This window comes from Pseudoalteromonas sp. 78C3, from assembly GCF_002836695.1.
In the GTDB taxonomy this organism is placed as follows: domain Bacteria; phylum Pseudomonadota; class Gammaproteobacteria; order Enterobacterales; family Alteromonadaceae; genus Pseudoalteromonas; species Pseudoalteromonas arctica.
In genome coordinates this window covers 19042-41116 of record NZ_PJAV01000121.1, presented here as the reverse complement: position 1 = coordinate 41116, position 22075 = coordinate 19042, and the positions used below count along the sequence as shown (strand labels likewise).

At 39.1% G+C, this 22075-nt stretch carries 24 protein-coding genes; 5 read left to right on the top strand and 19 right to left on the bottom strand.

The window, feature by feature from the left end; genetic code table 11:
- Positions 1–14 precede the first annotated feature (14 nt).
- The 3 genes from CXF76_RS05205 to bioH form a co-directional block, all read right to left on the bottom strand.
- On the bottom strand, positions 15–869 hold the full coding sequence (locus tag CXF76_RS05205) for a putative metalloprotease CJM1_0395 family protein (RefSeq protein ID WP_101163195.1): 855 nt from the start codon (positions 867–869) through the stop codon (positions 15–17).
- 4 nt (positions 870–873) lie between these two features.
- Entirely contained in the window at positions 874–1182 is a 309-nt protein-coding gene (locus CXF76_RS05200) for a hypothetical protein (protein WP_007584971.1), read from the bottom strand.
- A gap of 90 nt (positions 1183–1272) precedes the next feature.
- A complete protein-coding gene (gene bioH, locus CXF76_RS05195) occupies positions 1273–2010 on the bottom strand; it encodes a pimeloyl-ACP methyl ester esterase BioH (RefSeq protein ID WP_101163194.1) in 738 nt (245 codons plus the stop codon).
- 74 nt (positions 2011–2084) lie between these two features.
- Between bioH and CXF76_RS05190 the strand changes: the two genes are divergently transcribed.
- Positions 2085–2762: a ComF family protein gene (locus CXF76_RS05190; protein WP_101163193.1), complete on the top strand. Its 678-nt coding sequence runs from the start codon at positions 2085–2087 to the stop codon at positions 2760–2762.
- A gap of 224 nt (positions 2763–2986) precedes the next feature.
- Here the strand turns inward: CXF76_RS05190 and CXF76_RS05185 are convergent, their stop codons facing one another.
- Entirely contained in the window at positions 2987–5536 is a 2550-nt protein-coding gene (locus CXF76_RS05185; protein WP_101163192.1) for a M14 family zinc carboxypeptidase, read from the bottom strand.
- Between the two features lie 146 nt (positions 5537–5682).
- Between CXF76_RS05185 and nfuA the strand changes: the two genes are divergently transcribed.
- Both nfuA and CXF76_RS05175 read left to right on the top strand, forming a co-directional pair.
- On the top strand, positions 5683–6258 hold the full coding sequence (gene nfuA, locus CXF76_RS05180; RefSeq protein WP_007584966.1) for a Fe-S biogenesis protein NfuA: 576 nt from the start codon (positions 5683–5685) through the stop codon (positions 6256–6258).
- A gap of 9 nt (positions 6259–6267) precedes the next feature.
- A complete protein-coding gene (locus CXF76_RS05175) occupies positions 6268–6537 on the top strand; it encodes a hypothetical protein (protein ID WP_101163191.1) in 270 nt (89 codons plus the stop codon).
- Between the two features lie 14 nt (positions 6538–6551).
- On the opposite strand, the gene CXF76_RS05170 is transcribed toward CXF76_RS05175, so the two are convergent.
- Complete coding sequence (locus CXF76_RS05170) at positions 6552–7823, bottom strand: MATE family efflux transporter (protein ID WP_101163201.1); 1272 nt, start codon at positions 7821–7823, stop codon at positions 6552–6554.
- Between the two features lie 42 nt (positions 7824–7865).
- Here CXF76_RS05170 and CXF76_RS05165 point away from each other — a divergent pair, with 42 nt between their 5' ends.
- The gene (locus tag CXF76_RS05165) at positions 7866–8903 is read left to right on the top strand and encodes a polysaccharide deacetylase family protein (RefSeq protein WP_101163190.1); all 1038 of its coding nucleotides are present in this window, start codon (positions 7866–7868) and stop codon (positions 8901–8903) included.
- Here the strand turns inward: CXF76_RS05165 and CXF76_RS05160 are convergent.
- From CXF76_RS05160 to CXF76_RS05100, 13 genes are all read right to left on the bottom strand, one after another.
- On the bottom strand, positions 8893–9924 hold the full coding sequence (locus tag CXF76_RS05160; protein WP_007584963.1) for a protein-glutamate methylesterase/protein-glutamine glutaminase: 1032 nt from the start codon (positions 9922–9924) through the stop codon (positions 8893–8895). The genes CXF76_RS05165 and CXF76_RS05160 overlap by 11 nt on opposite strands.
- Before the next feature lie 8 nt (positions 9925–9932).
- Entirely contained in the window at positions 9933–10550 is a 618-nt protein-coding gene (gene cheD, locus CXF76_RS05155; RefSeq protein ID WP_007584962.1) for a chemoreceptor glutamine deamidase CheD, read from the bottom strand.
- Complete coding sequence (locus tag CXF76_RS05150) at positions 10534–11364, bottom strand: CheR family methyltransferase (protein WP_024591684.1); 831 nt, start codon at positions 11362–11364, stop codon at positions 10534–10536. Before CXF76_RS05150 ends, cheD begins: the two co-directional genes overlap by 17 nt.
- 79 nt (positions 11365–11443) lie before the next feature.
- The gene (locus CXF76_RS05145) at positions 11444–13750 is read right to left on the bottom strand and encodes a methyl-accepting chemotaxis protein (protein ID WP_101163189.1); all 2307 of its coding nucleotides are present in this window, start codon (positions 13748–13750) and stop codon (positions 11444–11446) included.
- Positions 13751–13795: 45 nt separating this feature from the next.
- A complete protein-coding gene (locus tag CXF76_RS05140; protein ID WP_007584959.1) occupies positions 13796–14281 on the bottom strand; it encodes a chemotaxis protein CheW in 486 nt (161 codons plus the stop codon).
- Entirely contained in the window at positions 14278–16368 is a 2091-nt protein-coding gene (locus tag CXF76_RS05135; protein ID WP_101163188.1) for a chemotaxis protein CheA, read from the bottom strand. Before CXF76_RS05135 ends, CXF76_RS05140 begins: the two co-directional genes overlap by 4 nt.
- A gap of 10 nt (positions 16369–16378) precedes the next feature.
- A complete protein-coding gene (locus tag CXF76_RS05130) occupies positions 16379–16741 on the bottom strand; it encodes a response regulator (RefSeq protein WP_007584956.1) in 363 nt (120 codons plus the stop codon).
- A gap of 8 nt (positions 16742–16749) precedes the next feature.
- Positions 16750–17022 (bottom strand): STAS domain-containing protein, encoded by a 273-nt coding sequence (locus CXF76_RS05125; RefSeq protein WP_101163187.1) that lies wholly within the window; start codon positions 17020–17022, stop codon positions 16750–16752.
- A 152-nt stretch (positions 17023–17174) separates the two neighbouring features.
- Positions 17175–17792 (bottom strand): SCO family protein, encoded by a 618-nt coding sequence (locus CXF76_RS05120; protein WP_101163186.1) that lies wholly within the window; start codon positions 17790–17792, stop codon positions 17175–17177.
- Positions 17789–18718, bottom strand: a complete 930-nt coding sequence (gene cyoE / locus CXF76_RS05115; protein ID WP_002959598.1) for a heme o synthase — start codon at positions 18716–18718, stop codon at positions 17789–17791. The genes CXF76_RS05120 and cyoE overlap by 4 nt, the downstream gene beginning before the upstream one ends.
- Before the next feature lie 12 nt (positions 18719–18730).
- Positions 18731–19720: a COX15/CtaA family protein gene (locus CXF76_RS05110; RefSeq protein WP_007584952.1), complete on the bottom strand. Its 990-nt coding sequence runs from the start codon at positions 19718–19720 to the stop codon at positions 18731–18733.
- A gap of 28 nt (positions 19721–19748) precedes the next feature.
- A complete protein-coding gene (locus tag CXF76_RS05105; protein ID WP_002959602.1) occupies positions 19749–20243 on the bottom strand; it encodes a hypothetical protein in 495 nt (164 codons plus the stop codon).
- Positions 20233–20973, bottom strand: a complete 741-nt coding sequence (locus CXF76_RS05100; RefSeq protein WP_101163185.1) for an SURF1 family protein — start codon at positions 20971–20973, stop codon at positions 20233–20235. Before CXF76_RS05100 ends, CXF76_RS05105 begins: the two co-directional genes overlap by 11 nt.
- A 14-nt stretch (positions 20974–20987) precedes the next feature.
- Here CXF76_RS05100 and CXF76_RS20890 point away from each other — a divergent pair, with 14 nt between their 5' ends.
- Positions 20988–21296, top strand: a complete 309-nt coding sequence (locus CXF76_RS20890; RefSeq protein ID WP_076916441.1) for a DUF2909 family protein — start codon at positions 20988–20990, stop codon at positions 21294–21296.
- Here the strand turns inward: CXF76_RS20890 and CXF76_RS05090 are convergent.
- Positions 21199–22074 (bottom strand): cytochrome c oxidase subunit 3, encoded by an 876-nt coding sequence (locus CXF76_RS05090; protein WP_101163184.1) that lies wholly within the window; start codon positions 22072–22074, stop codon positions 21199–21201. The two genes, CXF76_RS20890 and CXF76_RS05090, sit on opposite strands and share 98 nt — an antisense overlap.
- Position 22075: the final 1 nt, after the last annotated feature.

The window sequence follows — 22075 nt, the reverse complement described above, 5'->3', positions numbered from 1 at the left end:
GTTTTACTAAATTATTAACTTAACGCTGAAAAACTACTTTGGCTCGCTGGCGATGTAGCCATTTGATAAAAGTTAGCAATACGCCCCGCCCGTGCCTCAACATCGGCATCACGTGTTTGCTCATCACTTTTAGCTGTTTTTGTATCGTTGCTTTCATCGCTAGAGAATGAAGCTTCAAGCTTACTTTTTGCGTCTTCGTCGTCTTCTTTTTCAGGTTGTGCAAGCTCAGCTTGAGCCACTGCTAGCTTTTGCGTAGCATCTGCAGCAATAGAGCGATCAGCTCCCGAAGGCTCTGCAGGCGCTAATGCGGCAGCGCGTACCGTTTGCATTTTGTCTATAGTCGCTTGCGGATTATTGGGAACTTCAGATACATCTATTTGTACTTCTCCGCCAACTGCGTAGTTAGTACCATCTGGGCCACGTTGATACTCATAGCTTGGCGAGCCAGCATGTTGCCCACCTACAGAAGCGTGCGCTTGCTCGTGTATTCGTACTTCAGTATCTCGTGCTTTTAGCTCTGTAATTTGTTGTTGTTCTTGTTCTAATTGCAGCTCTTCTTGCTCAGATTCTTTTTTCTCGATTGCTTCACTTTCTTCCTCAGAGCCCTCAGGGTTTTCTGAGTTTCCATCGCGCTGCTGAACTGACTTTTCGTCTGCTATTTTTCCCGTTGCGTTATACGTCGCACCATCGCTACTGCCTGGTAATTTTGCTTTTTCAGAATCACTTTGCGCTTTGGTTTCTGTATTGCTTGCGCTACTAGATGCGGGAGCAGGAATAACTTCGCGTAGTTGGTTGTCACGCCGTGCAGTTTCCGTATAAACATTTGCAGTGTTTATATTGATAGATGGAAATGGCGTGACAATATTCATAATACTAAACTTTAATATCGATTAACGTGCCAAGTACATCATCGGCCGTTTGAATTGATTGCGTATTTGCCTTGGCATTAAACTCTTCAACTTTTAAGTTAACAAGCGCTTCATCAACACGAGCTGGCTGTGCTACAGGTGCAGTAATAGCTTCTTCAGGGCGTGCTGCTGTAAGCTGACGTTGCTGCGCTAATTGTGCGTCATCTTGCTGTTCTATACTGGCACGGTTAATCTCAGCACTAGCCTTTTCAATACCTTGGCTAGCTCGATTAAACCCTTCTACACCACTATTAAATACAGATCCGATTGGCATATTAAAACCTCCACCAAATAAACATTGTTTAATTATCGCTCAGGTTCTGCTCAAAATAAAGCTTTAAACAGCGCTATTCTTAGCTCTATTTTAAAGCATTGATTTAACGACAGATAAAAACTCACTTTTATGAGAAATAAACGGCGCGTGCGACGCTTTATCTAGCACTTCGTATTCAAACTCAGTATTTAGTACTGACATTTCACTAATTGCTTTATAAGGCACTAAGGCATCAAGTCGGCCAAATACTCCTTTGATAGGTACTGGACAATGAGCAAATAAATCACGTAAATCGTCGTTTTGTAAAATATCTAAACCAGCACTCAGGGCGTCGCTTTGTGGTGCGCTGTACTGATTTAGTAATTGTTTAAGCAGCTTTATATCATCACGCGCCGACTCGCTACCCATCGCTTGAATAGCTAAGAAGCGCTCTATTGTTTTTTCTCGATGATTAACTAACTGCTCTTTAAACTGCGCCAATACATTCGCTTTTATTCCGGGCCAATTATCTGCCTCCGCAAAAAAAGGAGTCGATGCAATTAAAATAACTTTTGATACTTTTTCAGGCCAATGCTTAGCAATATAAAGTGCAAATAATCCACCTAACGACCACCCCATTAAAATGGTCTTCGGCTTTAACTGCTTACTTAAAGTTTCTGCTGCATCATGCAAAGTATAAGGGCTTGGGCAAACATGGTTATTACCAAACCCAGGTAGGTCAAGGCTACGTACACTTCCTGAATATAAAAACTCAAGTTCTGGCTGTACTAACTGCCATACGCCCTGATTCATTCCCCAACCATGTAATAACACTAACTCATTTTGCATATTTGCCTAACCTTTACCAAACTTAGGCTCATCATAACGTTTAAAAAGGCGATTGCAATGCAAGGAGCGAGTCAGTGAAACAAGCCGTTTTAAATTGGTTATTTCCCTCTTATTGCATGCAATGTCAAAATACGATTACGACCTCTTTAGGGCTTTGTGATTATTGCCTTGAAGATTTACCATTGTTTGATTTTAGTAAGCATAAGAATTTACTGCATCGACCCGATATTGTTGAGATGTTTCCTAATTGCGAGTTTGATAAATTATTTGCCTGTGCTTTTTATCAACCTCCCTTTGAACATTGGCTTAAAAGGCTAAAATTTAATAATCAAATTCATTATAAAAAGGCACTGCAGCAAGTTATACAAAAACAATTAACGCAGTTTTTTGAGCAAAGCCCTACTTTGCCCGATACCTTTATTATTTTACCTCTTCATAAAAGCCGATTCATTACTCGCGGGTTTAATCAGGTAAGCCAAGTTTGGCAACCATGTTTAGCTAATTACGCATCAGTGAGTAACGTACTTATTCGCGATAAAAAAACACAAGCCCAGTCGGAGCTATCTAAAGCAAAGCGTATTAAAAACTTAAAAAATGCCTTTATTTGTACACAGGATATGGGCGGTAAAACAGTCGCTATTGTTGATGATGTGATGACGACAGGGGCAACATTAAACGCAGCTACTAGTGCACTAAAACAAGCAGGCGCTAAACAAGTGTGGGCTTTTACAACTTGCTTAACGCCTATTTAATTATTAAAAAGTATTATACCAATCCGCAATAATACTTAATCATTTTACGGGGCTAAACGTGTCGCTACCTGAGTTAAAAAATTCTCATTTACGACTGCATGGATGCAGAAGGTAGAGCAATGCAGGAGCAATTGCCGAGAACAACTAAATAGCGAATTTTTTGCCTAGCTATCAACACGTTTTTCCATCCTCAAAATAGATCACTTAATTTAAGCGAATTAGTATTATTCGCCATTTGCACGAAACGTATGGCCAAAAAATAAAGCGTTGCTTAGTAGTCGACTAGTCCCATACCAGTAACCTCTAAATACAGGGTCATCGGTCATGCCTATTACTGTACCTCGTCCGTATGAGTGAGCAATTAAGCCTGCGCCGCCAGCAACTTGCTCAACATTAACGGCATCGGTAAAGCCTGCCAATAATGGATTTTTAGTGTAGGTAAGTACATTTACGAACGGAGCATCGGAAGCTTCTAGCAACCAAGTACTGTTTTTGAATACGGGCAATGTATTACGCTTAAGTGAAAATGTAAGCGGATGAGTTAAGTCTACATTAGTATTAAAAATAGCACCTGCAATGCGTTGACGTCCTGCTAAATGATCTTTATCGCCATAACTTAAACCTGTCGTTTTAAATGCACTTGCTACATCTTGTCGTGATAGATAGCTTGCTTTGAGTAATTGCTGATCAGCTAAAAATTTAGCGCCGCCTTTGTGACCCCAAATAACGCCGCCTTTTCTTACCCAGCTTTTAATAGCCACTTTGTCGGCATCAGATAAGCTATTGTAATTGCCATGAGCAAGCACAATATGGCTGTATTCACTTAACTCGAGTGAACTAAAGCGGTTCATTTCAACAATTGTTGGTGCAACACCTACAAATCGATCTAGGTAATACCACACTTCGCCGACTTCGTACTGGCTTGCGCCTTGCCCGCCAATAAGCAGTACTTTTGGAGCACTAACAACCGCCATTGATCGCGACCCTAAATCGGCTCCTTTGCTTGTTAAACCTGATGTAATAGGTTTGATTGCAATACCAAACTCATTTTGTGCTTTATTTAGCAAGGTAATCCAATCTGTATTTGTTTGTAGTCCAGCCGGTATAATAATACTTCCAGGTTTAAAATTAATTTCTCCTGATGTTGATTTAGCCGTTAATGCTTTTAGCGCTACACGTGCTTTTATACCTTGCTGTAATAAGCTATTTAACATTTTAGGTGCTAAATAATCATCCCACGAAAAACCAAATGCGTAACCTTCGGTGAGTGAAGAAAATGATGGGGTTGCTACTTTTTCCCATGCTTTATCAGCAACTTTTAATCCCCAACTACTTTTAACTTTAGAAAATGGCAAATTAAACGCATGCGCTAATGTCCAGCCAGATACATCGTAAAAAGTATTATCGGCAAAGTTTTTTTGCTCACTAAAAATCGCTTTTACTAAACGATATTGTGGTTGTGCTAATGGTACAAAATAGCTATGTGTACTGAAATTCTTACCATCTGCTTTTAATGATTTAGTAAGTGGGTAAGCGTTAATTTGATGCTGCTTTAACAATTCTAAAAAGTGCATAATACGGGTGTTGTCGCTTGCACCTTCAACAACATAACCTTCAAAGCTTTCATCGCTGGCTAAATCTGTAGCTTGATTGTAAAACTTAGCCTGGTAATCAAGTAATGCTTGGCGGTTATCAACTGCTGCCTTAAAGGTAGATAAACTCGTTAACAGTTGATTTTTAATAGTGAAAGGAAAGCTCAAAGGTCCATTTATGGTGTCTTGAATATGTCCGCGAGAACTTGCTTGTTCAAATAAAATGCCTATGCCGCCATTTACATCTGGGTAAGTTGAGCCTTTTCCATAGTAAAAATCGTCAAAGCTTTCTTCTGTAAAATAAAGTGCATTGTTTTCATCTAAAGTTTTTGCATGATAGTTGGCAATTGCCTTTGTTAAGGTAACATTTTCATCAGGTGTTATAGGGTGCTTACGACTTGGAATACCTGGTTGAAAAAAGTAACTGCTGTTTGGACCCATCTCATGAAAGTCAGTTAAAATATTTGGTTTCCACTGATGAAATTTAGCAATACGTGCACGCGATTCAGGATGCTGTAGCAGTAGCCAATCGCGATTTAAATCAAACCAATAGTGGTTAGTACGGCTGCTAGGCCAGTTTTCAACATGCTCACGGGTTTTAGGGTCACTTGATAAATTCATGCCTCGGTTACTGTTGGCCCAATTAGCAAAACGAGCAAGCCCGTCAGGATTAAGTGAAGGGTCGAGTAAAATAACCGTGTTATTTAATAGCTCATCTATTTCAGTACCTTGTGCAGCAGCTAAATAATAAGCCACCAGCAATGATGAGTTACTACCTGATGACTCATTACCATGAACGCTATAACCCATCCATACAACGGCAGGATCGTCTTGTGCTTTACTACTGTTATTACTTAAGCGTGCTAAGTGAGCTTGGCGTGTCTGCTCTATGCTTGATAACTTATCAGCAGCAGTAATTGTTAGCATTACTAACGGGCGTTGTTCATGCGTGCGGCCAATCACCTCAAAATTTATACGGTCGCTTTTATCAGCAAGTATTTCCATATAACGTACGAGCTGATCGTGTCTCACGTGCCACTCTCCTACTTCGTAGCCGAGTACTTGCTCAGGAGTAGGAATTGAAGGGTCAAATTTTACATCTTGTTCAAAATAATACGAAAGTGGCTTAGCTACACTTGAAAAGCTAAGCAACACCACCATTAATGTTAATACCAAACGCATATAAATCACTCAAAAAATGTTCGTTGTTTGCACGCTACCATTGCTTAAAATAGATGCCAACTTTTTACGCTCAACACTAGCCGCAACACGATGAGCGGAGTATGATACGCAGTATCCGAGTAATTTAGTCAAGTATAGATGGTTTTATGATTTCTATTTCCGAAACAGCGCAAGCGCATTTTGCTAAACTATTAGCAGATCAATCACAACAAACCAATATTCGTGTGTTTGTTGTAAACCCTGGTTCATCACAAGCGGAATGTGGTGTGTCTTATTGTCCAGAAGACGCTGTAGAAGCGAGCGATATTCGCCTAAACTTTAACGGTTTTGATGCCGTTGTAGATGCAGAAAGTGCTCCATTTTTAGAAGAAGCTGAAATTGATTTTGTTACCGACAAAATGGGTACTCAGTTAACGCTAAAAGCACCAAATGCAAAGGCGCGTAAAATAGGTAACGATGCATCGTTAAACGAGCGTGTACAGCACATGCTAGAAACCGAAGTAAATCCACAACTTGCTAACCACGGTGGTCAAGTAAGCCTTGTTGAAATTACAGCTGCAGGTATAGCTATACTTCAGTTTGGTGGTGGTTGTAACGGTTGTTCTATGATCGATGTAACGCTAAAAGAAGGTATTGAAAAAGAAATGATAGCTAAGTTTGAAGAAATCACCGGTGTTGCTGATATAACAGAGCATGAAGCGGGCGATCACTCTTACTATTAGGCCTTCTAAATGCTAAAGCAGCTTATTTATCGCTTAGGGAGCAACCCTAAGCTGAGCTTAAAGCGCTTTTTTCACGGCTTAGCACTGTTTGTGCTAGCCGTGATATTCATATCTATTGGGTATTACACTCACTACAGCTTACAAATAATTGGCGTTATAATTTTACTCCCCGCATTATTTTTTGCCGGTTGGGGCTACTGCGGTATTTTTGCTAATCGTTTTTCACAAGTTTTAAAAGATATGGGCCCTAAACACCACGACCCCGATCTCTGGAAATAAACCATTTATTTAGTTTAATCTAATAGCTGATTATTTATTTTTAAGTGGTGATATTTAATTATTAATGTAACCCCGCGCATTAACATAAAACAGCTCATAGCAAGCCATAACCCATTATTTTGCCAGTCTATAAACACCCAAAACACACCAAAAAAGCCAACTCCAGCTGAAAGTATCATACTGTTACGCATGTTCTTTGCTCGCGTAAGCCCTACAAAAACACCATCAAACAAAAAGCAACTCATGGCCAAAATAGGCAACACTATTAGCCATGGTAAATAGTGTGTTGCCTCTTGAATAACCTCTGGCACATTGGTTAAAAGCTTGATTATACCGCGGCCAAATAATGCAAAAAAAGCGCTATATAAGACGCCAAAAAGCATGCCCCAAAATACACTTATTTTAACCCAAAGCTCTATATTTTTAACGCTTCCTTGGCCTTTAGCTTGCCCTACTTTTGCCTCAGACGCGTAAGCAACGCCATCAAGAGCAAAACTCACCAACATTAGAAAGTTAAGTAAAACAGCATTAGCAGCTAATGTGGTTTCGCCTATACGCGCTGCGTAAAACGTCATAAAACTAAAGCATAATTGCAGTATTAAAGAGCGAATAAATATATCTCTATTCAAACTCAATAATTCAGCCATTTTGCTAATACTCAACCAATTCGGTACATTTAGATCAATGTCTTGTTTTTTAGCTAGTTTAACCACTAAAAACAGTGCAAATACTAAAGCCGTATAATCAGCAATAAGTGAAGCCCACGCAGCGCCTGCAACTGCCCAATCTAAATAAACAACAAAATAAATATCGAGTACTATATTAACGATATTAGTGACGAGTAATAAATAAAATGGGCCTCGACCATAATGTACACCAAGCATCCAACCCAGTAACACTAAATTACACAATGCTGCTGGAGCACTAAAAATACGAATGCTAAAATACTGATACGCTTGGATAAGTACATCGCTATTGGCGGCGGAGAGATAAGCAATAGCGTGCTTTATTAATGGGGATAACACAATTAATAGCACGGCCACTGCGCTTGCAAGCAATAGGCTTCGTTTAAGTAAAGCGGCAAGTTGGGTTAAATCGTTTTTTCCGTATGCTTGTGCCACGAGCCCCGTGGTACTCATTCTTAAAAAACCAGCAAGCCAAAATAAAATAGATATAACTGCAGAGCCAAGGGCAATACCCGCTAAGTAATGAGCGCTTCCTAAGTGCCCAATTACAGCGGTATCAACAATTCCTAACAACGGCACTGTGATATTTGATAGTATCATCGGACCCGCTAACAACAGCAAGCTTTTATGGTGTGCCTTATTATGTATAAGAAATTGTTTCATTTAGTATTATTTATCCTCATTAGTGTATCTGTGCGGGCTCAAGCAGCCGTTATTTTACAGTATCATCATGTTAGTGAAACCCTACCCGCTGTAACGAGCGTTAGCGCCAATACATTCACTAAACATTTGAGCTATTTAAAAGAGCACAACTTTAACGTTATTCCTCTTAATGACTTAATAAACGCACTTCAGCAAGGTGAAACCTTACCTGATAAAACTGTCGCCATCACCTTTGATGATGGTTATAACAATAACTATGAACAAGCCGCGCCTATTTTAGAAAAGTTTGGCTACCCGTACACTATCTTTGTAAATCCTAAATTAATAGACGAGAGCATGAGCTACGTAATGGGGTGGGATAAGCTCAAAGAATTATCTAAAAAAGGGGCATTAATAGCCAATCATAGCGGACAACATGATTACTTACACCTTAAGCTTGAAAACGAAACCGATGCACAATGGCAATCACGTATTAAGCAAGATATTATTAGCTCTCAAAAGCGTATAAAAGAAGAAATAGGCCACGACTATAAATACTTAGCATACCCGTATGGTGAGTTTAATAACGAGCTGCAAGCACTTGTGACAGAGCTTGGTTTTGTGGGTATTGGTCAGCACTCCGGCGCTGTAAATAAAGACTCTAATTTTAGCCGCTTACCGCGTTTTCCTGCATCAGGCTTTTACAGCAAACTAGAAACTCTTATTACTAAGCTTAACTCACGCGCGTTTAATATCACCAATTTAACTTATCAAGATAGCGTTACACAACAAAATCCACCCACGCTCACAATTGAATTTAAAATGGGTGACTTTCATAAAAGCCAATTTGCCTGTTACGTATCAAGCGTAGGCCAAGCAGATTTAAAATGGGTAAATAAAAATACAGTCGAAATAACCTCACCAAAGGTGCTTAATAAAGGGCGATCTCGTTTTAATTGTACGGCCCCTTCTATTTCTAACCCTGGTGATTATTTTTGGTTTTCGCAGCCTTGGGTAATTGAAGCGCCTAAACCTTAACTGCCTGATGTAATAGTCGCTGGGTTATTTTATCCAGCGCAACTATCTCGTCTGCTGCATTTAACTCAGCGGCAGCCTTAGGCATACCCCATACCACCGATGAGTACTCATCTTGAGCCAAGGTATACGCACCGTTTTGTTTTAGTGCAAGTAACCCTTTTGCGCCATCACTCCCCATCCCTGTTAGTATGGCTGCAACTACGTTTTTAGCTCCTGTCTCAACTAATGAGTTAAACAGCACATCTACCGCAGGTTTATGTCTGTTGACCGGCTCGCCATCATCAAGCTGGCAATACAAGCTAACACCTCGCTTTTTAATACTTAAATGAAAACCACCTGGTGCTATATAAGCCCAGCCAGTGCTAAGCTTATCGCCATGTTCAGCCTCTTTCACATTTATCGTGCATGTACGATTCATTCGCTCAGCAAATGAGGCGCTAAACACAGGAGGAATATGCTGAGTAATTACAATGGGCGGGCAATTTTGTGGCATTTTAATAAGTACTTCTTTGATAGCCTCAGTACCCCCCGTGGAAGCACCTATCGCAATTACTTTATTAAGTAAAAATTGAGAATGGGTATTAATAGGCTCATTTGTGACGACCGTTTTTTTATAGCTTCTTACTCTTGCTCCAGCAGCTATTCGCACCTTTTGTTGAACAAGTGATGCATATTGGCTCAATTGCTCTCTTACGTTATTAGTAGGCTTAGCTATAAAATCAACAGCCCCTAATTCGAGTGCCTCGAGTGTAATAGGAGAGCCTTTTTGGGTCAGTGTTGAAATCATCACTACTGGCATTGGTCTTAATCGCATTAAGTTTTTTAAAAAACTAATGCCATCCATTTTTGGCATTTCTACGTCGAGCGTTAATACATCAGGATTTAACTTTTTTATCATTTCGCGAGCTTCGTAGGGATCCTCAGCGCTCCCCACTACCGTAATATCTTTAGCTTGCTGTAATATTTCAGTGAGTAAACGCCTAATTAAGGGGGAGTCGTCAATTATTAATACTTTAATCATGCATACTCCTAAAACAGCTCTATATCAGTTACTACTTCTTGCTTTTTAAGGTTTTGTAAGTAACGGACTTCGCGTTTTTCAATCGTATTATTATGTAGGTTTTTAAGTTTTTTCATATGAACTTTACCGGTGTTCGGATGAAAAAATATTTTTCGTGGCCATGGTCCACCCATATCGTGGGCAACTAGATTTAATGCCTCTTCTTTAATATACGCCGCTGCAAAACTAATATTACCCAGCCCTATATCAGTCATCGCACTAATAATTTTACCCCCACCAAAAAGTTTTACTTTTAGGTTACGGCGAGACGCACCATTTTTTAAAACTTCGTTTATAAGATACTCCATAGCCCAATTGCCATACCGACAACTTAAACTATGCGCATTCTTAAGTTCTACTCCCTTTTGAATTGGTAACATAAAGTGATTCATGCCCCCAATCCCTAGTACTTCATCGTAAACACAAGCCGCGATACACGAACCCAAAACTGTAGAGATCAGCTCATTATTTTTAGAAACATAAAACTCACCCGGAAGCACTTTAGCAACAACGCTACCTCGGCCCGAGTCCCAATATCGTTTAATATGTTCAAAGTTAGGTAATACCGGCCTAAACTCTGCGTGCATTTTGTCCCTTTTGGTACATAGTTTTCCCTAAATTTTTAAATTGCGTATGCTCTTTTCCCATACTTTCTGAGTGACCTAAAAACAAATAACCTTGTTCATTTAATATATTGGCGTAACGTTTAAAAAGCTGATCTTTTGTTTCTTTATCAAAGTAAATAACAACATTACGACATAAAATAAGATCAAATGATCCTTTCATTGGCCAATCTTGCAATAAGTTTAAACGCTTGAATGAAATAGACTCTTTTAGTCTATCTTTAACTTTATAGTTTTCACCGTCTTTACTTTTTAAAAACCAACGCTTAAGTTGCACGTCATCTAAGCCGTTAACATTCGCTGCGGTGTAAATACCCTTTTGTGCTTTTGCCAATACATTAGAATCTAAATCGGTTGCTAGTATTTTTACATCCCAATTGCTCGGAAATGCATTATTTAAAGTCATCGCCAAACTGTAGGGCTCTTCTCCTGTTGAGCAACCTGCAGACCAGATTCTTACTCGCTTACTATTTTTATTTGCCTTTAAGAGAGCAGGTACAAGCTCAGATTTTATAAATTCAAAGTGGTGTATTTCACGAAAAAAAGACGTTAAGTTAGTTGTTATTGCATTAATAAAGGCATCAAACTCCTGATCTTTATGGCTATTTAAATACTCTAAATAGGCTTTAAAGTCAGTTAGTTTTCGCTCTCTAATACGTCTTGCTAAGCGTGAATAAACCATCTCTCGCTTATGCTCACCTAATACAATTCCACATGCGCTATAAACTAAACTGGCAATTTCTTTAAAGTCGCGGTCGGTACACAAAAACTCTTTCATTGTTCGCTCTCAATTTAGCCTGCCAAATAATACCTCGCTGTGATTATGTATTCAGCGAGGTATATAAGAAGATTCGTTGTTAAAATTCTTCCCATTCATCAGCAGAGTCTACAAAGTTATCGCCTCTGGGTTTATTACTTACAAAACTGCTTTGCGACTTATGAGATAATTTAGGTGTGCGCATAGTCGGCGAAATCATCGCCATCTCTTGCTGACCTATTGAGAAAAAGTTGAGTAGTTGGCGCATCTCATTAGCTTGCTCAGCCATAGACTCGCCAGCGGCAGAGGCTTGCTCTACTAAGGCGGCATTTTGTTGCGTCATTTCGTCCATTTGTGAGATGGCGGTATTAACTTGTTCAATACCCGCACTTTGTTCTTCAGATGCCTCTGTAATATCAGAAATCATTTGCGTCACTCTTTGTACCGATACAACAATCTCTTTAAGTGTAGCGCCCGACTCATTAACTAATTGAGAGCCATCAGCTACTTTGCCTACACTATCTCTTATTAACTCTTTAATTTCTTTCGCTGCGCCTGCAGAGCGCTGTGCTAAATTACGAACTTCACCTGCAACAACCGCAAAGCCTCGACCTTGTTCACCAGCCCTTGCAGCCTCTACTGCAGCATTAAGCGCTAATAAGTTAGTTTGAAATGCTATTTCGTCAATGACACCAATAATATCTGCAATTTTCTTGCTCGACTCATTAATTGCCGACATGCTCGTAACTGCTCTATTTACAACCTCACCACCTTGAATCGCCTTTTCGCATGTTTCTTCTGCTAAATCGTTTGCCACTTTTGCGTTATCAGCATTTTGGCGAACGGTGCTAGTCATCTCTTCCATGCTCGACGCTGTTTCTTCAAGTGATGAGGCTTGCTCTTCTGTACGTTGGCTTAAATCAGCATTACCTTGAGAGATTTCCTCTGCACCACTGGCTACAAGCGTTGCCGATGAATTAATACGATTAATCACTTCCGTTAACTTATCTGCCGTAGCATTAGCATCGCGTTTGAGTTTATCAAATGAGCCTTTATATTCTTTTTCAACTCGTTTTGATAAATCACCATTTGCCATCGCATCGAGCATACTGCCCGTGTCAGCAACTGCATCATCAACTATTTTAACTAAGCTATTTAGCCCTTGAGCCAAACGTAAAAAGAATCCTTCCTTGCCTTCTTCCGCGACTCTTGTATCTAATTCGCCATTACCTGCAGCACCAATCAGCTCAGCAATTTCTTTTTCAAGCGCAACCTCATTGGTCCTATCTTCCCACTCAACAATGGTGCCTAAATGCTTTCCATCTTGGCTAATCCAAGGTGAAGCAATCAAGGTGAAAGTGACACCCGCTAAAAGTAATTCGGCTTTATGAGGCTTATCGAGATTTTTTAATAAATCGCGCTGATGATTAGGGTGCTTATGAAAATCATCAACACATGTGCCAATTAAATTATCAACAGAAAAGCTTGGTAATACAGTTTGTAATTCTTTTTCGCGGACTTTTAGCATTTTCTGAACACGATCGTTCACAAATACTATATTAAGGTCTTCATCAGCAATCATTACGTTCGCTTGGCAAACTTTAAGCGCATTTGCTAAATCGGCTGCTTTGCGAGATGCTTTTTCAAGCTCTTTTTGTTCAGTAATATCAGATGCGTATTTAATCACTTTAAACGGCTTGCCGTTCATATCATAAATTGGGTTATAAGATGCTTGAATCCAAACCTCCTGACCCTGCTTCCCTATTCTTAAATATTCCCCTGAATCAAATTCACCACGACCTAGTTTGGCCCAAAATTCTTTATATTCGATACTATTTGCATGTTCGGGGTCAATAAAAAGCCTATGGTGCTGACCTTTAATCTCGCTAAGTTGATAACCAAGTGCATTTAAAAAGTTATCATTGGCATCAATAATAGTGCCATCTAAATTAAACTCGATAACCGCTTGAGATTTACTTATAGCACTAATTTGCCCTGAAGCTTCTGCTGCTATTAACTTTTGCTCGGTCACGTCGGTGGCAAACTTAACTACTTTTAATACTTGCCCTTGCTCATCAACAATTGGGTTATAAGTTGCTTGGATCCATACCTCAGTTCCACCTTTTGCATTACGCTTAAACTCATCTGAGATAAACTCGCCATTACGCAGGCGTTGCCAAAAGTTCTTATAATCGTTGCCCTGAGCTTCATCTGGGTCAACAAACATAGAGTGATGCTGGCCTTGAACCTCTTCAAGACGATAGCCCATCGCGTTTAGAAAATTCATATTTGCAGTAATTATTTTTCCGTTAGGTTCAAACTCAATCACCGCTAATGATTTATTCAATGCGTCTACAATTAAATCATTACTTGATTTTGACTGCTTTGGATTACTAAACCATCCCATGCTCATCACCACCTTTAAGTTTATTATTCATTTAGTTTCTATTTGCTAAATATTCATTGTTTTTTGCAGGTCAATTAGCGCTACCATTTTTTCACCAACATTCACCAACCCAGCTACATATTCACAATTATTCGACTCAGATAAACTAGGAACCGCTTTCGCATCTTGCTCCGCAATACTGTAAACATCAGAAACGGCATCAACAGCAACACCTATAATTTTACTACCTAGTTCAAATTCTATTTTAACAACGATAACCACCGTTAATGGCCCATAGTCGACACTTGGTAATCCAAAGCGCAACCGTAAATCAATAATTGGCACTATTGTTCCACGTAAATTAATAACGCCTTTTACAAATTCAGGCGCATTGGGCAGTACTGTAATTTCTTCCCAACTGCGAATTTCTTGTACTGTTAAAATATCAACGCCGTATTCTTCATCAGCCATAATAAAAGTTAAAAACTGTTTTACACCTTGCTGTTGCTGAAGATTTAATTGATTACTTAACTGGCTTTGCTCTGAGCTCATAACGCCTCCAAAGTGGCTTGCGTTTCAATCGTTAATTCTTGGCTACCTGGTTTTTTTAAACCTGAGAGCTTTATTAAGCCGCTAATGTCCACAATCAGCGATACACGCCCATCGCCTAAAATAGTGGCTCCCGATACGCCATCAACTTTATGATAGTTAGCCTCTAAACTTTTAATAACAACCTGTTGTTGAGACAGTAAATCATCAACTAATAAACCCACCTTTTGGTTATCTGTTTCTACAACAACAAGCAGCGTTTTATCGAGTGATTCAATGGCATTTTTATGATTAAAAATATCGTAGAGCCTTAAAATAGGAATGTATTCGTCCCGAAGCCTCAATACATCAAGGCTTTTACCCACTCGACTCACTTTAGCAATATCAATTTGCAGAGATTCCACAATAGAAATGAGCGGGATAATATAAGTATGCTGAGCCACCTTAACTAATTGCCCATCTAAAATAGCGAGAGTAAGTGGTAATCTAATAGTAAACGTAGAACCAACACCGGCCGCTGAGGTTACCTCTACTGAGCCATTTAATGATTGAATATTTCGCTTAACTACATCCATCCCAACTCCACGACCAGATAAGTCACTTACCTCATCTACTGTCGAAAAGCCGGGCATAAAAATAAGCTCATTTATTTCATCGTCACTGAGATGGTTATCAGCTGAGATTAATTCGTTAGCGATGGCTTTTTCTTTTATTTTTTTTGTATTTAACCCCTGCCCATCATCCATTATTTCAATAACAATGTTTCCACCCTGATGAAATGCATTTAAGGTTACTGTGCCAACGGGATCTTTACCTGCCGCCAGTCTTTGCTCAACAGTCTCTAATCCATGATCAAGTGAGTTCCTCACTAAATGCACCATAGGATCGGATATTTTTTCCATTACTGTTTTATCAAGCTCGGTTTGCTCTCCAATCAACTTTAGCTCAACTTGCTTATTTAGTTTTTGCGCTATATCTCGCACTAATCGAGGAAAACGACTAAATACAAAGTTTATTGGCAGCATACGAATGCGCATCACATTTTCTTGTAAATCACGCGTATTATGGGCAAGTTGCGCTAGACCTTCTTGTAGTAAAGTGATTGTGGCTGGTGTGATTTCTTGTTCGCTAAGCTGATTGAGCATCGCTTGTGTAATAACAAGTTCACCTACCATATTTATTAACGAATCGACTTTATCAATACCAACTCGAATGGAGGTAGACTCTGGTGTACTTGCAGGTTTTTTATCTTTATTAGCAGCGGGTTGCTTTGGCTTACTAGGTAGCTCAGCTACTTTTATTGAATCGGATGTTTCAAGCTCAACAGCTTTAGATATCTCACCTTGATTAGGTTGTATTGGCTCATCATTGCCAAATAAGCCTCCGCATAATTCAATTGTTATGTCGGCATCGTCTTCTACCCATTCAAATACTTCTTTTATGGCTTTTTCATCATGGCTAGTATCTAAAAAAAAGCGCCAATGTAAAAAGCATTCATCACTGCTCAAATCTGTAATTTCTGGAACTTCATCGTAAAATACTGTGGTTTCTAACTCACCTAGCTCTTCAAGCTCACTGATCATATACAGTGGCTCGTTTCCTGTTTTAAATAAATGATGATGAGGTTTAAAGTCTATTTGATAGGTGTTACTACTTGTTTGCTCGTCAAAGCTTTGAGGTTTATTTCCTTGTGTTTCGTTTTTCATTCCAAGTACACGTTCAAATTGTACTTTTAACGAATCTGCCTCGGTTAAATCTGGCTCTTGCTCACCTTGAAGTGCAGCAAGTAAAGCACGCAAGCAATCCACAGCTTTGAGTAATAAATTGACATGCTCGGTACTAAGCTCTCGTTCACCTTGGCGAATTTGATCCAGTAGTGTTTCAAGTACATGAGTAAAGTCAGCAACGGAGCTAAAACCAAAAGTGCCACTGCCTCCTTTTATTGAGTGAGCAGCTCTAAAAATAGTGTTGATAGTTTCTAAATCTTCCTCACCTGGCACTAAGTTTAATAGCTCAGCCTCCATGGTATCTAGGCCTTCAAAACTCTCTTCAAAGAAAACTTCAAAAAATTGACTTAAATCTATACTCACACTGCGCTCCTTAGCGAATAACTTTTTTAATTACCGCTAGTAGCTGATCGGGATTAAATGGTTTTACAATCCAGCCTGTTGCACCAGCAGCTTTACCCTCTATCTTTTTTTCTAAGCCCGACTCTGTAGTAAGCATTAGTAATGGTGTAAATTTATAACTCGGTAAAGTACGCAGCTCTCGTATTAATGTAATTCCATCCATTATTGGCATGTTTACATCTGAGATCACGGCATCAAAATCTTGTTGCTTGGCAATAGCGAGAGCTTCACTGCCATCTTTAGCTTCGGTTACATCAAACCCGGCAGTTTTTAATGTAAAGCTCACCATTTGACGCATCGATGCTGAATCATCAACCGCTAAAATTCTTTTCATATATACCCCTAACTTTTACTTTCGGTTGTTAAGTATTGGCTTAAGCCAAGTTTATTAATTGTATGCGTTAAGGCCTCGCTACTGCCTACCCATATTATTTTGTGCTGTATAGTAAGTAGGTGTTTTTGTAAGGCGCATAAAAGTTGAATTGAGGCAGTATCAGCAGAAATCACATCGTTAATATCAAGACAGATATCATCGTTGCTATTGAGTTCGTGTAGTAAGTCTTTATGTAGTGTTTCAACTTGCGTAATAGCAAGTTCGCTCGGAAGTTTTAGCATTTAGTAAGTGCATTCCCTGTCAATTCAATTCATAACAAAAGCTTAGCCCTAGTTATTAAAATTGCCATAAAATGCTTAATTAAATTTAACCTGTCGTTAAAATACAAAAAAAGGAGCCTAAAGCTCCTTTAAAATTGGTAAAAAGTAAAAAACTAGTTTTTATAGTAATCAGCTATTTTTTTAAACTCTTCGGTTAAAGTCGTCGCATTAATTAATGGCACACTACCTTGTTTAAACTCTGGTTTAAAAATAGCTCTAACGGCTCCATTTTGATCAACCATAGCGACCGAGGCACTATGATCAACAGCATATTCTGATTCACTACTATCGCTAATGGCGTAAATTAAACCAAGCTCTCGAACAACAGGAAAAAGGTGTTTATGTTCCCCTGATACAGCTAAAAAGTCTGGGTTAAAGTAATCTATATATTGCTTTCGTTTAGCTGGTGTATCGCGTTTTGGATCAACCGATAAAAACCAAACTTGTAGCGGATAATCTGCTTGTAAGTTTTTATAAACAGCATTTAACTTAGCAAGTGTTAATGGACAAATATCTGGGCAGCTTGTGTAGCCTAAAAATACTAAATTCCACTGTCCTAAAAATTGTTGCTTAGTTACTAATTCGCCGCGCTGATCGTTTAGCGTAAAATCAGACAGTGGCTTTGCATTTTCGTAAACTAATGCATCTACATCTGGTGGACTATTTTCATTTGAACATGCTGATAAAAACGAAACTAAAATAACAATTAATCCAAGCCATAACTGCTTCATAAAGGGAGCCATTTATCTATAAATAAGATTACAAAGAGTACCATTAAATGAATAATCGAAAAACGAAATAAGTCCATTGCAGTCTCATCATTTCCAGCAATTTTTAAATTGACCGCCTTATATATAAACACGGCATTTAATACACATGCACCTATCAAATAGATTAATCCAGACATACCGATTAAATAAGGTAATACGCAAACAACAGCGAGTAAAACAGAGTAAGCAACGACGCACGTTTTACAAAAATCGATACCATGGGTTACTGGTAACATAGGGATTTTAGCGCGTTCATAATCACTTTTTCGTGCTATAGCCAGCGCCCAAAAGTGTGGTGGGGTCCAGGTAAATATTATCATTACGAGTAACCAAGGGGCTGCTGCCATTTGGTTTGTTTCTGACACCCAACCTAATAATGGAGGCATTGCGCCAGCCAACCCACCTATAACAATATTTTGCGGCGTTGCACGCTTTAAAAATGATGTATAAACAAATGCATAACCTACCAATGCAAATAACGTTAATATAGCGGTTAAGGTATTGGCCCACACCATCAGCATAATAAAACCAGCAACCCCAATAACAGCTGCAAAACTAAGCGCATGTGTTTTACTTAAACGCCCTTTAGCCACAGGGCGATGACGAGTCCGCGCCATTTTTGAGTCTATCTCGCTATCAACCACATGATTAATAACAGCTGCAGCAGCAGAAAGTAGCCCTATACCTAACAAGCTAATAAACTGTACGACCATACCGCGCCCTACATCGGGAGCCAGCGCTAAACCAACCCAAGCTGTTAGCACCAGCATGGCTACCACTTTAAATTTACTAATTGCTAAGTAGTCTTGCAGCAAACTATGAGTACGCGAAATTAGCGATTGAGTATTAACGGGTAGCAGTATTTTTTTATCAATTATAAGTGCCATCATATTTCCCCTTTATGTGCGTGATTTTAGGTAATAACACAACCTAACCATGCTTAATAACAGTATGGCTGCCATCAAGTTATGCGCCAGTGCAACTCCCAACGGAATATGCCAATGTACTAAAATAAGCCCTAAGCTAATTTGGCAAAGCAGAACAAGTAATACACTCACAACGCAATTTTTAATTTTTTTAGAGTACGCTTGGCTGTATATTTTCCACATAATTAACGCCAGAACAATGCAAGTAACGAGTGCCCAAATGCGATGTAATAAATGAATAGACATACGCGCTTGCTGCGATAACACACCAAACTCATAATTACTGTGCTCAAGTGGTAATTGAAATACGCTACTCAATGAAAACGGTTGTGCGTAATTACACAATGGCAAACCACTACAATGTGGAGCGGCGTAATTTGCAGCCAGCCAACCACCAAGTGCAATTTGGATAATTAATACACTGAGCGCTACTAAACTTAAACCGAAATAGCGTTTTGCGCCGCTATCGCCACCCATAATAGGTTTTGCGGTTAGCCGTAAATATAAAAGCGTTATAAGTGACAAAATACTAAAGCCACCTAATAAGTGGCCCATTACAATAAGCGGCTGAAGGTTCATGGTTACTGTCCACATACCAAGGGCAGCCTGAAACACCACTAGTAGAAGTAAAGCCAAAGGCAATTTAACTGGCGTAGTTGGATATTGGCGTTTTAAAAAAGCCAACACAAATAAACCTAAAATAAGTAAGCCTAAAGCACCTGCAAAGTAGCGATGAATCATTTCTTTCCACGCTTTTGCGGTTTCGAACATCATATCGGGGTAGCTTTGAGTTGCTAAGGCTATGTCAGCCTCATGCTTAGGTACCGTTAAAAAGCCATAACAACCAGGCCAATCGGGGCACCCTAAACCTGCATCACTTAAGCGGGTGTACGCACCTAAAGCAACTACAATCAAAGCGAGTAATCCTGTTATTAATACTAAGTTTTTATAATTTTTATACATCAGATACTCCAACTTAAGCTCAACTTAGTTAGCTAGAACGAGAATAGTTAAGTAATTTTTTTAGATCTTTTAATAATCCTTTTTGTACTAAACGGTTTTCTTGTGGCTCGACCTTAAAGGGGTATTCAAGTACCACTAACCCCATATGATCAATTAAATATAAACTTGCAGGATTTAAACTCTGTTGCTCGGTAATAATTTTCCATGGTAGATTTTTATTGTCGGGACTTCCCATTACAGCCATATCAACCTTGCCTTGGTTTTTACCAAGTGCCACATATAAGTTATTAAGTGCATTGAGCTGTTCGCTGCATGGGGTGTTACATTCGTTTGAATAATTAAGTGCGATAGTCCATTGTTTGGGATTATTTTGCGGCCAATTTTTAAGTTTTATTTCTTGGCTTAAAAACTCACCATTATTAGTAATTGCAGTAGGTAACCAATCAAACTTTAATGCGCCATATGCCAAAACTAATGGGATTGCGCAGCAACCCACAAACAACAAAAGGGGATTATTTTTCATTATGTGTCCTTTTTTTACTCGCAAAAATAGCCACAACAGCACATGCAACAGCTATTAAAAACCATTGCACAGCGTAGGCATTATGCTTTTGAGGGCTCATAACAACTGCCTCATAATGAGGTGTTGCAATCTCATCACCAGTACCTTGTCTGTAAGCCATAAAATTAATTAATGATTGCTGGCTTTGAGTGCTCAGCATATTCAAGTCGATAGATTGGATTCTTGTAGGTAAGTCGTTATTTGTAGTTTTATCTTCAAGCGTAAAGCTACTTAGGTTATTTTCTTTTATTTGCGCTTTAAGAATAAAAACACCTGTAGGCAGAGTAACCTTTGGCAGTGTATCTCTAGATATTAGCGCTTTTACCCATCCTAAATTAACTAAAATCACTTTTTCTTCGCTGTCTGGCTTTAGTAAAGCAAGTAGGTCGTACCCTACTTGCCCGTTATAAACTTGATTATCTAAAAGCCAATATTGGTTTTGTACAAACCGCCCTTTTAACTCAACCAATACACCAGTTTTGTTCCAGCTATCAGGCAGGTTAAGTAATTGAGACCAGCTCATCACACCCCGATTCTGTTGCTTAGCAATAGCGGTTAGTTGTTGCTGCTTTTGCTCACCTCGCTCCAACTGCCAAAATCCTAGTCGCACACACACAAGTACAACAACCACAACCATACAAAGTGTGATTAGTGAACTAAGCTTTTGTTTGTGCCATAAAACTAACTGCATAAAGGGTCAACTCAGTGATTATTAAAATTATTATCGTACTGTTGTTAATATTTATACTTTTTAACTTATTTAGAGCATTGTTTATTATGGTGTCAGGGAAAACTGGGGGACGACCTATGTCTCACTTTTTAGGTCGTCGCGTATTGTTTTCGGTCGTTGTTTTAGTTGTTGTTATTGCAGCGCTTAAACTTGGTTTTATTAAAGCAAATAATTCGCCAATAAACGCTACAGCACATATACAAATACAAACAAACACAGCCACACCACATCAACAAAGTGCCAATACCAAGCAGCTGCTTGAAAAGCAAAATGCTTATCTCTAGTAAAGTGCCCTTTTAATATCCGTAAAAATATTACAAATAAAAGTACCGTTCCTAACGTTACATGCATGCCATGAAAACCAGTCAATAAAAAGAACGTATTACCGTAAATACCCGCATCTAGCGTTAGGTTAAGGTCATTATATGCATGCATGTACTCCTCAACTTGCAGCCCTAAAAAGCAAACGCCCAATAAAATAGTAGCGCCTAAAAAAACTTTAAGTGGAGTGCGTTTATTGTTTTCCATCGCTACGTGGGCAAAATGTAAAGTAACTGAGGAAGTAAGCAGTATTAAGGTATTTATAAGCGGTAAGCCTTGCCAGCCCATAGCTTGAGTAGTTTCGCCAGCAGGTGTTGAAACTAGCGGCCAAACAGCTTCGAAAGTTGGCCATAAAACCTCGTTAGTCATTGCATTATTGCCTGCGCCTCCAAGCCAAGGTACCGACAATACGCGTGCATAAAAAAGCGCACCAAAAAAGGCCATAAAAAACATAACTTCAGAAAAAATAAACCAGCTCATACCTTGTCTAAAAGAGCGATCCATTTGTGCTGAGTACAAACCTTGGTCCGATTCACTAATTACATTTTTAAACCAGCTAAACAACATATACACAAGTACAGCAATACCGGCATAAAGCAGATAAACCCCGCTACCACCTTCTTTACCTACACTCATAACAGTCAAGCCTGCCCCTACTGCAATAAAAAACAATGCAACAGCACCTACAATAGGCCATGGGCTTTGCTCAGGTACGTAATAATGCTCATATTCTTGATTCATT